Annotated in this window: 9 protein-coding genes; all 9 read right to left on the bottom strand. The window is 63.5% G+C overall.

Annotated features, from left to right (window positions below; translation table 11 throughout):
* Positions 1-14: 14 nt before the first annotated feature.
* On the bottom strand, positions 15-776 hold the full coding sequence (exbB, locus tag ACCQ10_RS00045) for a TonB-system energizer ExbB (RefSeq protein ID WP_005912445.1): 762 nt from the start codon (positions 774-776) through the stop codon (positions 15-17).
* A gap of 85 nt (positions 777-861) precedes the next feature.
* The gene (locus ACCQ10_RS00040) at positions 862-1,533 is read right to left on the bottom strand and encodes an energy transducer TonB (RefSeq protein WP_039518127.1); all 672 of its coding nucleotides are present in this window, start codon (positions 1,531-1,533) and stop codon (positions 862-864) included.
* A 152-nt stretch (positions 1,534-1,685) separates the two neighbouring features.
* Complete coding sequence (locus ACCQ10_RS00035) at positions 1,686-2,882, bottom strand: tetratricopeptide repeat protein (RefSeq protein ID WP_039413841.1); 1,197 nt, start codon at positions 2,880-2,882, stop codon at positions 1,686-1,688.
* Between the two features lie 276 nt (positions 2,883-3,158).
* Positions 3,159-3,965, bottom strand: a complete 807-nt coding sequence (locus ACCQ10_RS00030; RefSeq protein ID WP_039413838.1) for a M48 family metallopeptidase — start codon at positions 3,963-3,965, stop codon at positions 3,159-3,161.
* A 192-nt stretch (positions 3,966-4,157) separates the two neighbouring features.
* Positions 4,158-4,994 (bottom strand): CPBP family intramembrane glutamic endopeptidase, encoded by an 837-nt coding sequence (locus tag ACCQ10_RS00025; protein WP_372361780.1) that lies wholly within the window; start codon positions 4,992-4,994, stop codon positions 4,158-4,160.
* 64 nt (positions 4,995-5,058) lie between these two features.
* A complete protein-coding gene (gene gyrB / locus ACCQ10_RS00020; protein ID WP_166752861.1) occupies positions 5,059-7,503 on the bottom strand; it encodes a DNA topoisomerase (ATP-hydrolyzing) subunit B in 2,445 nt (814 codons plus the stop codon).
* A gap of 114 nt (positions 7,504-7,617) precedes the next feature.
* Positions 7,618-8,724, bottom strand: a complete 1,107-nt coding sequence (recF, locus tag ACCQ10_RS00015) for a DNA replication/repair protein RecF (protein WP_372363190.1) — start codon at positions 8,722-8,724, stop codon at positions 7,618-7,620.
* Between the two features lie 992 nt (positions 8,725-9,716).
* Positions 9,717-10,817 carry a DNA polymerase III subunit beta gene (gene dnaN / locus ACCQ10_RS00010; RefSeq protein ID WP_039564807.1) on the bottom strand — a complete coding sequence of 367 codons (1,101 nt, stop codon included), beginning with the start codon at positions 10,815-10,817 and terminating at the stop codon, positions 9,717-9,719.
* Positions 10,818-11,093: 276 nt separating this feature from the next.
* A complete protein-coding gene (dnaA, locus tag ACCQ10_RS00005) occupies positions 11,094-12,422 on the bottom strand; it encodes a chromosomal replication initiator protein DnaA (protein ID WP_039564809.1) in 1,329 nt (442 codons plus the stop codon).

Below are 12,422 nucleotides of genomic sequence, written 5' to 3'. Positions count from 1 at the left end.
TCTTTACAACCGGATTAGCGAACGCGCGAACCGGTGGCAAAGAAGTCGTGCAGGTCATGGGCAAAGGTGTCGAACTTGGCGATCACCGAGCTGTTGACCTTGGAGAAGAAGTTGAACGCGAACACGGCCGGGATGGCGACGAACAGACCGATCGCGGTCATGATCAGCGCTTCACCCACCGGGCCGGCCACGGCGTCGATGGAGGCCGAACCGGTTGCACCGATCTTGATCAGCGCGCCGTAAATGCCCCACACGGTACCGAGCAGACCGACGAACGGCGCGGTCGCACCGACGGTGGCCAGCAGGGTCATGCCCGACTGCAGCTTGGTGCTTTCGCGGGTCACGGCCTGACGCAGGGCGCGGTCGACGAACTCCGAACGGCTCAGGCTCTCGCCCAGGCCACCGGTGCTGCCTTCGGCGCGCTGGTGGTGGGCAGCAGCCTGGGCTGCGTCCAGTGCGATCTTCGAGAACGGCTCGGAAGCCGGCTGTTCTTCCATCGCACGGATGGCGTCCTGTGCATTCGGGGCATCCCAGAACGCGGTGGTGACGCGGTCAGCCGCGCTCTTCAGGCGGGTGGCGCGGAAGATGTTGATGACAGTCCAGTACCAGGAAGCGGCGGACATGGCGATCAGGGTGATCAACACGACCCACGACACGGCGAAGTCGCCGGGGCTGGAGGTCATTTCGGTGATCAAGTGCTCGAAGCCCATCTGCGACAGAGCGGCCGACGGATTGGAGCCCCCTGCAGCGGCGGCGATAAAGAATTCCTGCAGCATGACGCTTACCTTTGTTGTGTGTGGTGATGAAGGGTGGAGCGAAAGGAAGACAGGATCCTGGGCCGGCCGTGACCGGCCCGTGGGATCAGTTCAGAGCAAAGTTGACCGGGACGCGGACACGTCCGGCGGCTTTCTGCCCGTTGACAGTGGAGGCGTTGAACTTCCACTTGCGTGCTGCGTCCATCGCGGCACGGTCAAGGTCGCGGTTGCGGCTGGACTTTTCGACCGACACGTTGGTCACGTTGCCGCTGGCATCCACATCCACGATCAGGATGACCTCACCTTGGACGCCGGCACGGAATGCAGCCGGTGGGTACTTCGGCGGGTTCATGTTCTTGGACGAGATATCGACACTGGCGCCGATGTCACTCGGCGGTTGCGGCGGAGCCGGCGGGCTCGGCGGCGTAACGATATCGCTCGGACGCGGTTCGGGAACGTCGACCACCGGAGCTTCCGGCGGCGGCGGAACCGGTGACGGCTTCGGCGGCGACAGATTCTTGACCGGCGGTGGCGGCTTGTCTTCCGGCGGCGGCGGCGGCGGCGGCGGCGGGGGAGGAGGCGGTGCATCCACCAGGGTGACCATGGTGGTGCGCTCCTTCTCTGCCGGAGCCTTCGGCGCCACTGCAGGGATCAGCAACATCATCAGTGCAGTGAGGTGCAGGGCAATTACAAAAGCAATACCGATAATGCGGGCCCAGCTCAGACCCTGGTTCCCGGCATCATAGTCATGCCTGTGGATAACGAGTTGTTCCGTCATGCGCCAATGGCTCTTTCAGTGGGGGCCCGGATCACTGTGATGATCCCCAGGTTTTCGGACGGCTTTGACACCGCAGGAACTCCCAAGCTTATACCAATCCCGAGTCCTGTAACCACTAAAAACACAGGGATTTCGGGGGTTTATTTTCTTTTTTACTTCAGGTTGATGATCTTCTTCGCGTCTTCTGGTTTTTTAACGCCCTTGGCGATCGCCTGCTGTGCGGCCTGCTTGGCCTCCGGGATGCGACCTTCCGAATGCAGCACCTTGGCCAGATTCAGATAGGTCTCGCCATCCTTGGAAAGCGGTGCGGCCTTTTGCCAGTTCTCGATCGCCTTCGGCACGTCCTCGCTGTAGTAATAGGACTGGGCCAGCGCAAGGTATGTCTGATAATCAGGCTTGAGGATGCCTTTTTGCATACCTTCATTGATCACCGCGATGACGTCTTTTTCCTTGTTCTCGGTGTTGGCGTAGATCGAATACAACTGCTTGTATTCCTTCTCTTCGGTCAACTGCCCGGAAGCGCGCAGCTTGTCCATCACGCCTGCGGCCTTGTCCATCTGGTCGGCCTGCATATACATGCTGGCCAGATTGAGCTGGGCCTTCTTGTCGTTGGGTGTCTTGGCGGCAAGCGCCTCGGCGGCAGCGACGGCTTCGCCGGTCTGGCCGGCTTCGGCGTAGGACGCCATCAGCAGCTGGTTCCAGGTGTCCTTCGGCTCGGGCGAGGCGGCGATGGCCTGCTTGAGCACCGGAATCGCTTCCTTATAGCGCTCTGCCTGGTACAGCGCCTGGCCCTTGAGAATCAGGTCTTCCGGACGCTGCGACTTGCTCTCGTCCAGATACTTGTCCAGCGTGGCCAGGCCTTCGGCCTGCTGGTCGTCCTGCATCTGCAGCTGCGCCAGCATCAGCATCGACTGGAACTGGCCGTTATTGTCCAGCGCGTTCAGGCCGATTGCCTGCTGCAGGTAGGTCTTGGCGGCCGCGGTGTCGTCCAGGTTGTAGGCGGCCTGCGCGGCGAGCTGCGCAGCCAGCGCCTTATCGGCCTCGTTGGCGGCGCTGTTGGCCAGGATCTCGTCGGCCTGGGTGCGCACGCCCGGATAGTCTTCGCCCTTGTTGAAGGTTTCGATCAGCTTCTGCAGCTTGCTGCTCAACTTGGACGAAGGCTTGATGGTCGGCGCCTGACGGGTCGACTGCGGGTACAGCTCTTCGGCCTTGCCGCTGCCCTTGGACTTACGCGCGGCACGCTCGGACGAGCGGTCCGACTGCGCGACCGCATCGGTGACGACAGCCCCGCCCAGGGACGCTGCGATGAACAGGGACAACAGGGCTTGCTTGCGGTTGAGCAGTTTCATGTTTCACCTCGGACGAGCCGCCGTTGGGCGGTGCGAAAAGCGGAATGGACGCTGTACGGAAAATCTGAGCCGGCAAACTTAGCAGAAAGTCCCAGTTCCCGAAAACGGTTTCCATGTTGTGGTGCGGCAATCGGGAGTTACGAGAAAAAGTCTTAGCACTGCTAACAGCAAGTGACCGCTCGCTGCTCCCGCGGCCGCAGTGTAGTGGGCGGCGCGTTGATGCCAGGTCAGTGCCTGCACGAGTCAACAAGGGCCGAGCAGTTGCCGTTAGTCACTCTAGCCACAGCGCGGCACGCGCCCGTTCTGCTTGGCCTGCTGATACACCGGTTCGAGCTGGTTGACGTCGGCCTGGAGCTCGCGGATGCGGTTGGTTGGGTCCGGATGGGTCGAAAGCCATTGCGGTTGACGATTGCCGCTGGCGGCCATCATGTTCTGCCACAGGGTCACCGCCTGGGCCGGGTCGAAGCCGGCCTGGGCCATCAGGCGCTGCCCGACCACATCGGCCTCGCTTTCCTGCGTGCGCGAGCCGGGCAGCAGGAACACTGTCTGGGCGGTCATACCGCCAACCTGATTGACCGCGCTGGCCGCGCCGTCGCCATAGGCGGCCCCGGCGAGCGCGCCGATGATGCCCAGACCGGTCTGGGCGCCCAGCTGGCGGGTGATGCGTTCTTCGTGGTGGCGCGAAATCACGTGCCCGATCTCGTGCCCAAGCACGGCCGCGAGCTGGTCCTGGGTCTTGGCGACGGTGAAGATGCCGGTGTTTACGCCGACCTTGCCGCCGGGCAGGGCGAAGGCGTTGGGCTCGTCATCGACGAACAGTGCGGTTTCCCAGCGGGTTTCGCGCCACTGCGGCGGCAACTGCGCCACCAGCGCATTGACCACGCATTGCACGTAGGCGTTCTGCTTGCCGTCGGTGCTGACTTTTTCCTTTGCCTTGGTCTGCGCGAACGACTGCGCGCCAAGCTGGTCGAGCTGCTGTTGCGATACACCCCCCACCACCTGTCGGCGGCCGGTCGGCGAAGTTGTGGTGGCACACGCCGTCAGTGCAAGGACGGCAACAACGATCAACAGCCTGGCTTTCATTCTATCCCCCTAGAACCCTGGGGACATTTTGGCAGGCTCGTCTTAACTTTTCGTCAAGCGGCCCGGAACGACCAGGAAAACGCAGCGAATCGTGCCTGGTTCGGCTCCGCTGGCACATGCGGAGGGCAGGGGTATGCGCAAACCGCTATGCGGTCTACCCGCATGACAAGGACCTGGCCGTGCCCGTCCGTACTACCCGATGCCGAAAAAATACAACGCGGCCAGCGCGGTGGCGTTGTTGATGCCGTGTGCGGCGATGGGCGCCCACAGCGTACCGGTGCGCCAATACAGCCAGGCAAAGGCGGCCCCCATGCTGCCGTAGACCAGCCAGAGTTGGGCGATGGCCGCCGGGCCGTTTCCGCTGATGCCGGGCACTTCGTGCACCAGGGCGAACAGTGCGCCGCTGAGTACGATCCCCAACCAGGGGCGGCCAGCGGCCAGCAGGCGGCCGAACAAGACGCGACGGAACAGCAGTTCCTCGTAGGCCGGAGCGATCACCACCGCAAACAGCGCCAGGGCCAGCGGCCACTGCTTGATGGCTTCTTCCATCAGCGGCAGATTGGTCGGCACCGGTTTGATCCCCAGTGCCGAGGCAGCGACGCTGACCAGATTGCTGAGCAGGAACACGCTTGCGGCAATCAACGCTGTCCAGCCCCAGGTGGACGAACGGCGCACGGCGGCGCGCGAGGCGGCCTGTTCACCGGCGGTGGCACGGCGGCGCCAGAAATACAGCAGGACAGCGGGCGTCGCGGTGCTGACCAATGCAGTGAGCAACTGCACCACCACTCCCGGCTGACCGACTGCCGCCATCACCTCGGCCGAAGAGGGCGACAGGCCCTGCGCCTTGGCCGCCTGCACGTAGCCGATACCACGGATGGCGCCCCAGACCGCAAAACCTGCCACGCTCAGAGTCAGCAACAGGCCAACGGCGATCAACACGTCGATCCCGAAGCCGGTCAGCACGGACAGCAAGGGCGGCCGGCCGGCAGCACGGCGCGCTGCCGGAGGAGGGGGGAGGGCTGTGCTCATCATCATCCTGCGACTGCCGGGTCGCCGGCACAGCGCCGTGACGCTGTGCCGGTACGCAGGCGGCTCAGATATCCAGGTTGGACACCTTCAGCGCGTTGTCTTCGATGAAATCGCGGCGCGGCTCCACCACATCGCCCATCAGGGTGCTGAAGATCTGGTCGGCGGCCACTGCGTCCTCGATGCGCACCTGCAACAGACGGCGCGTATCGGGATTGACCGTGGTTTCCCACAGCTGCTCGGCGTTCATTTCGCCCAGGCCCTTGAAGCGCTGCACCTGGCGGCCCTTCTTTGCTTCGTCCAGCAGCCAGGCGTGTGCCTGTGCGAAGCTGGTGATCGGGTGGCTCTTGTTGCCGCGCACGATCTGGGCGCCTTCGCGCACCAGGTCGTGCAGGGCCAGCGAGACTTCACGCAATGGACGCAGTTCGCCGCTTTCGAACGCGCCCATCGGCAGCACCTGGGTGAATTCCTCACCCATGTGGCGACGGACAGCCACCAGCGTTGCCGGGGCGTTCTCGGTGGCCGGATCGAAACGCAACTGGTAACGGGCAGTGCCCAGCGTGCCGCGGTTGAGCACGGCCTGCAGCGCATCCAGGGTGGGATGCTGGTCGCCTTCGGCCTGCAGCTTCTCCACATCCAGTGGCGGCAGATCGATCAGGGCGGTAAGCAGCGCCGGGTCGTAGCGATGCGCGTTACGGGCAATCGCTTCATGGGCGCTGGTGAACAGCATCAGCAGTTTTTCCAGCGCCTCGCCGGTAATCGGCGGCTCGTCGGTCGCCGGAATCAACGCCGCGCCTTCGACCGCATTGCTGGCCAGGTAGGCATTGAGCGCCGCGTCGTCCTTCAGGTACAGCTCGCTCTTGCCCTGCTTGAGCTTGTACAGCGGCGGCAGGCCGATGTAGATGTAGCCGCGCTCGATCAGCTCCGGCATCTGCCGGTAGAAGAACGTTAGCAGCAGGGTGCGGATGTGCGAGCCGTCCACGTCGGCGTCGGTCATCAGGATGATGCGGTGGTAGCGCAGCTTGTCCGGGTTGTACTCGTCGCGGCCGATACCGGTTCCCAGCGCGGTGATCAGCGTGCCGACCTGGTCGGACGCCAGCATGCGGTCGAAGCGCGCGCGTTCGACGTTGAGGATCTTGCCGCGCAACGGCAGCACCGCCTGGTTCTTGCGGTTGCGGCCCTGCTTGGCCGAACCACCGGCCGAGTCACCCTCGACGATGAACAGCTCCGACAGTGCCGGGTCCTTTTCCTGGCAGTCGGCCAGCTTGCCGGGCAGGCCGGCGATGTCCAGCGCGCCCTTGCGGCGGGTCAGGTCACGCGCCTTGCGGGCGGCCTCGCGCGCGCGCGCGGCATCGACGATCTTGCCGGTGATGGCCTTGGCTTCGTTCGGGTTCTCCTGCAGGAACTCCTGCAGCCGCGCTCCGAAGGCGTTTTCCACCGCCGGGCGCACGTCCGAGCTGACCAGCTTCTCCTTGGTCTGCGAGGAAAAGCTGGGGTCGGGCACCTTGACCGACAGCACCGCGATCATGCCTTCGCGCATGTCGTCGCCGGTCAGCGAGACCTTGGCCTGCTTGGCGATACCGTTCTGCTCGATGTAGGTGCTGAGCACGCGGGTGAGGGCGCCGCGGAAGCCGGCCAGGTGCGTGCCGCCATCCTTCTGCGGAATGTTGTTGGTGAAGCAGTACATCGTCTCCTGGTAGGCGTCGGTCCATTGCAGGGCCACGTCCACCACGATGCCGTTGTGCTCGCCGGTCACCGAAATCACGTTCGGGTGCAGCGGGGTCTTGAGCTGGGCCAGATGCTCCACGAAGCTGCGAATGCCGCCCTCGTAATGGAAGTCATCGCGCCGGCCTTCGCCACGTTCGTCGATCAGGGTGATCTTGACGCCGGAGTTGAGGAAGGAAAGCTCGCGCAGGCGTCGGGCCAGGATGTCGTAATGGAATTCGACATCGCTGAAGATCTCGACCGCCGGCTTGAAGCGCAGGGTGGTGCCGCGCTTGGTGGAGGCTTCCAGCTGCTTGAGCGGGTACTGCGGCTCGCCCAGCGAATATTCCTGCTGGTAGTGAAAGCCGTCGCGCCAGATGTCCAGCCACAGATGCTCGGACAGCGCATTGACCACCGAGACGCCCACGCCGTGCAGGCCGCCGGACACCTTGTAGCTGTTGTCGTCGAACTTTCCGCCGGCGTGCAGCACGGTCAGGATGACCTCGGCTGCGGAAACGCCCTCTTCCTTGTGAATGTCGACCGGGACGCCGCGCCCGTTGTCGGACACCGAGACCGAGCCATCGACAAGAATCTTCACCACGATGTCGTCGGCATGGCCGGCGAGCGCTTCGTCGACCGAGTTGTCCACCACCTCGAACACCATGTGGTGCAGGCCGGTGCCGTCATGGACGTCGCCGATGTACATGCCGGGCCGCTTGCGGACGGCTTCCAGGCCTCGCAGCACGGTGATCTTGCTGGAGTCGTAGGTGCCGTTGGGTGTCGTCGGGATGTTTTGTTCGTCGGTCATGCGCGTGCCGTTGGCTCCACAACACGGGCGCCAGCGGCACCGAGCCGCTTCGCACCGTGGAAAAAGGGGGATAGCGGGGCAAATTATACCAGTCGGCCCGCGTCGGCCGTGGTCTTAGCCTGACGCCGGTTGGCGGGAAACAGCTCCGTGTTCCACGTGGAACAACGTGAGCAGGTCGCCTGTGCTGGCGAGGCCTGGCGGTACTTCTGTGGCGGTGATCATCACCTGCGCCGGCGCGGCCGCCAGGCGCTGCAGCACGCTCGCCTGGTGGCGCCGATCGAGCTCTGAGCCCAGGTCATCCAATGCAATGACCGGCCACTCGCCACGTTCATGGGCAAAATCTTCTGCCTGGGCCAGCAGGCACGCCAAGGCGGTCAATTTTGCCTGGCCGCGCGACAAGGTGTCCTTGCCGGGCAGCGCCTCGAAGCTGGGCGCCCAGTCGGCGCGGTGCGGACCTTGCGAGGTGTAGCCATTCTGGCGGTCCCGCTCGCGTGCCAACAACAATGCGTCTGCGAGGGAGACCTCGTGACGTCGCCATCCGGGTGCAAAAGTCAGGGCAGACAGGCCCAGCGACGGGGCGATGGCAGCGGCCACGGGAATCAAGCGGTCCTGCAGGCGCTCGAGGTAGCGCAGGCGTCTGGACGTGAGCGTTTCACCCGACTCGGCGAGTTCATGATCCCAAGCGTCCAGCAGTCGTGGCTGCGCGCCCTGCTTCAGCAACGCGTTGCGCTGCTTCAACGCCCGGGCGTAGCGACGCCACAGCGCCAGGAAGTCTGGTTCCACGTGGAACAAACCCCAATCGAGGAAGCGCCGGCGCGGTTCGCCACCGCCGCTGATCAGAACGTGGCTACCCGGCTCGAAGGTGACGACCGCCAGCGCTGCACACAACGAACCCAGTTGGGCGACATCCTCGCCGTCGAGCCGCCCGGTCCACTCCTGCCCACTGTGTCGCAGACCTGCGCGGCGGGTGCGTTCGGACGCTTCGCCGTTGCGCTCGCGCCACTCCACAAAGACTTCCAGATCGTTGCAGCCTTGGCGGATCAGGCCGTCTCGCACCCGCCCGCGGAAACTGCGCCCATAGGCCATCAGGTGCAGCGCTTCGAGCACGCTGGTCTTGCCGGCGCCGTTGTCACCGGTCAACAGGTTCAGCGCGCTGGCAGGGTGCAGCTCGACCGTCTCGAACCGACGCAGTCGATGGATGGACAATCGCACTACGTGCATCGCTGAGTGTGCTCCGGGCTGTGATCCGGAGCGTCCGGTCTGTGCGCAGGATACGTGATTGACCCGACGTCCGCGCGGCGACAGGGGATCGATCGTTGAGGACTGCCTGGGGATAACTTGGGGACAAAAACGACAGCGACCGGTCCGCTGGCCCTTGTCCACAGGTTACACATCACCAAAAACCGGTTAAACCACAGGGTTTCGACCCCATAAATTCGTTTAGAAACAAGTGGTTGGTATACTTTTCGGCGAAATCTGGCCCTACCATCACCACAAAGCTCTTAAGTTATTTATAGATTTAAAAGCAGAGCAGGGTGTGCATAACTAAATCGAGGACTTCCTTGCGCCGGAAGAAGGCTCCAATCCTCCCGAGCGGTTCGCGGAAATATGAACAGGTTTATGCTCCTTGGATTGTTCATAGCTCCCCGACAGCGCGACCGGTTCTGCCAAAACACGATTCGAGATGAGTCTGCTCTGGCTGGACCAGTCACGCCCTTCTGACTAGCAGACGCAGCGGGCGGTAATCCCTCGCTTGAGGACTGCGCCAACGGTGCGGGACAGACGGATTGCAAACCCGCCGTCGCTGGAGCAGCCGGAGGGACAAGGCTTCCCCTGCTATGCGCATCACTCGGGCTCTCTGTCATCGGCGCATACCCGATACCTGGCACGTGATGCTTGGAGTGAAGGCACCTGTTGGGAGTAGGCCTGTGACCAGCGGGTTCGGCGGCAAAAGCTGGCACCTCAAGAGCGCGGCTCTGCCCGTAGAAGCTGATGTACTCAACTAACCTGCGCTGTCTGCGTGGACCAGGCGACTGTCGGGAGACGCGCATGCCCAGAGCTACTACTCCCAGGCATGACCGTGGAATTGTAGCTACCTAGATCCCCGCATGGCGGCTTTTAGCCATAGCACTACGGCATTTCGCGTTGTCCGCACTCGGGCATAAAAAAGCCCGGCTTTCGCCGGGCATTTGTGTTCCACGTGGAACGCTAATTCAGAGACGCAGCGGCATCACGACGTGACGGGACTTCTCGCTGCTGGCTTCGCGCACCAAAGCTGAGGAATTTGCATCACGCAACTGGATGACAACGTGCTCATCGCGCAGCGCTGAAAGCGCGTCGAGCAGATAGTTGACGTTGAAGCCGATCGCCAGGTCATCCACTTTGGTATCCGCCTCGATCTCTTCCTGCGCCTCTTCCTGCTCGGGGTTGTGCGCGCTGATCTTCAGCTGCCCCGGCGATACCTCGACGCGGACGCCACGGTATTTCTCATTGGACAGAATTGCCGCACGCTGCAGCGACGCACGCAGGGCCTCACGATCGACCTTGACCTCGCGGTCGGCACCGATCGGGATCACTGCCTCGTAGTCAGGGAAGCGGCCGTCGATCAATTTCGAGGTGAAGGTGACATCCCCGCGCTTGACGCGGATATGGCTACGGCCGACTTCCAGCTCGACCTCACGGTCTGCTGCCTCCAGCAGGCGCAGCAGCTCGGTCACGCCCTTGCGCGGCACGATGATCTGACGCTTGGCACCGCCGGCCTTTTCCAGCTCGGTCTCGCACAGCGCCAGGCGATGGCCATCGGTGGCCACGCATCGCAACAGCCCTTCGCGCAGGTCGAACAGCAAGCCGTTGAGATAATACCGCACGTCCTGCTGCGCCATCGCAAACGCCGTGCGCTCGATCAGCTCTTTCAGCGCTGCCTCCGGCACGCCCACGCGCTCGGTAGCTTCGACTTCGTCAACAGACGGGAAATCGTTGGCCGGCAGCGTCGCCAGGGTGAAGCGGCTGCGCCCGGCCTGCACTGTGACCTTGTCGCCAGTCTGCGAGATGGTGACGCGGCTGCCGTCGGGCAGGGCACGCAGGATATCGAACAGCTTGCGCGCCGGGATCGTGGTTTCACCATCCTGCGCATCTTCCACCATCGTGCGCGAGATCATTTCCACTTCCAGGTCCGTGCCGGTCAGCGAGACCTGCCCGTCCTTGACCTGCACCAGCAGGTTGGCAAGAACCGGCAAGGTCTGGCGGCGTTCGACCACGTTGACGACCTGGGCCAACGGCTTGAGGAAAGCTTCGCGCTGCAGTGTAAAACGCATGTGGTTCCGTGCCCCTATGCTTTAAAAAATAATGGATAAATCAAAAGCTTGGTGGTGATGGTAGGGCCGTTTTCAGCGGATAACCACCATAACTCTTTGTTCCCAAAGGAATTTCAGCACCCGAAAGCCGTTGGACTAATGCCCCTGGTCTGGTGGGAAAACCTGTGGATAGTTTTCCGCCCGGATTGCAGGGCAACGTTATCCACAGATTCTCCCGCATTTGACCCCAACTCATCCACGCTTTTTTCCACGTGGACCGCGATCGGCGTCAGTGCCTCATTCGCTGAGCTTGCGAATCAGCTTTTCCCAGTCCTCGCGGAGCTTGCCGTCGGCCTCCATCAAGGTGCGGATCTGCCGGCAGGCATGCAGCACGGTGGTGTGGTCACGGCCGGCAAACGCATCGCCGATCTCCGGCAAGCTGTGTTCGGTGAGTTCCTTGGCCAGCGCCATGGCGACCTGACGCGGGCGCGCCAGCGACCGCGTGCGGCGCTTGGAGAGCAGGTCCTTCATCTGCAGGCCGTAGTAGTCCGCCACGGTCTTCTGGATGTTGGGAATGCCGATGGCCTGCTGCTGGGCACGCAGCAGGTCGCGCAGCGTTTCCTGGGCGAACTCCACCGTGATCGAGCGGCCGGTGAAATTGGCGCGTGCCACCAGGGTGTTGAGTGCGCCTTCCAGGTCGCGCACGTTCGAGCGCATCTTCTTGGCGATCAGGAACGCCACGTCGTCGGGAATGTCGGCGCCGCGCTCGCGTGCCTTGGCCAGCACGATGGCCGCGCGGGTCTCGAAATCCGGCGGATCGATCGCCACCGACAGGCCCCAGGCCAGGCGCGACTTCAGCCGCGGCTCAAGACCCTCGACTTCGCGCGGGTAGCGGTCGCAGGTCAGGATGATCTGCTGGCGACCGTCGAACAGCGCGTTGAAGGTGTGGAAGAACTCTTCCTGCGTGCGGTCCTTGCCGGCGAAGAACTGGATGTCGTCGATCAGCAGTGCATCGATCTGCTGGAACTGGCGCTTGAACTGGTCCATCGCCTTGTCCTGCAGTGCGCGGATCATCGCGCTGAAGAACTGTTCCGAGCGCAGGTACATCACCTTGGCGCCCGGGTTGGCTTCACGCAGCGCGTTGCCGGCGGCAAACATCAGATGGGTCTTGCCCAGGCCGGTGCTGCCGTACAGCAGCAATGGGTTGTGCGCACGGTCGCCGGGTTTCTGCGCCGCCTGGATCGCCGCCGCCAGGCCAAGCTGGTTGCTGCGACCCTCCACGAAGTTGGCGAAGGTGTAGTGCGAATCCAGGTTGCCGGCAAACGGCACCATCGGCGCAACGCTCGGCGCACTGGGCGCGGCTACCGGTGCGGGAGCCGGCTCGGGCGCACGCGGGCGCGAACCCACCGCCAGCGCCACCTCGCCATTGCCGGCGAAGTAGGCCAGCAGTTCGCGAATGCGCGGCAGGTACCGTTCGCGCACCTGGTCGACGATGAAGGCATTCGGGGCGTACAGCACGATGCTGTCGCCGCGGTCTTCGGCTTGCAGGGGTTTCAACCAGGTGTGGACATCCTCGGGCGGGAATTCGGCTTCGAGACGTTCCAGACAGCGGGGCCAAGCATCCAT

The sequence above is a fragment of the Xanthomonas sp. NCPPB 1325 genome, assembly GCF_041477645.2.
GTDB classification, from domain to species: domain Bacteria; phylum Pseudomonadota; class Gammaproteobacteria; order Xanthomonadales; family Xanthomonadaceae; genus Xanthomonas; species Xanthomonas cannabis.
This window is presented reverse-complemented; position numbering and strand designations above follow the sequence as displayed.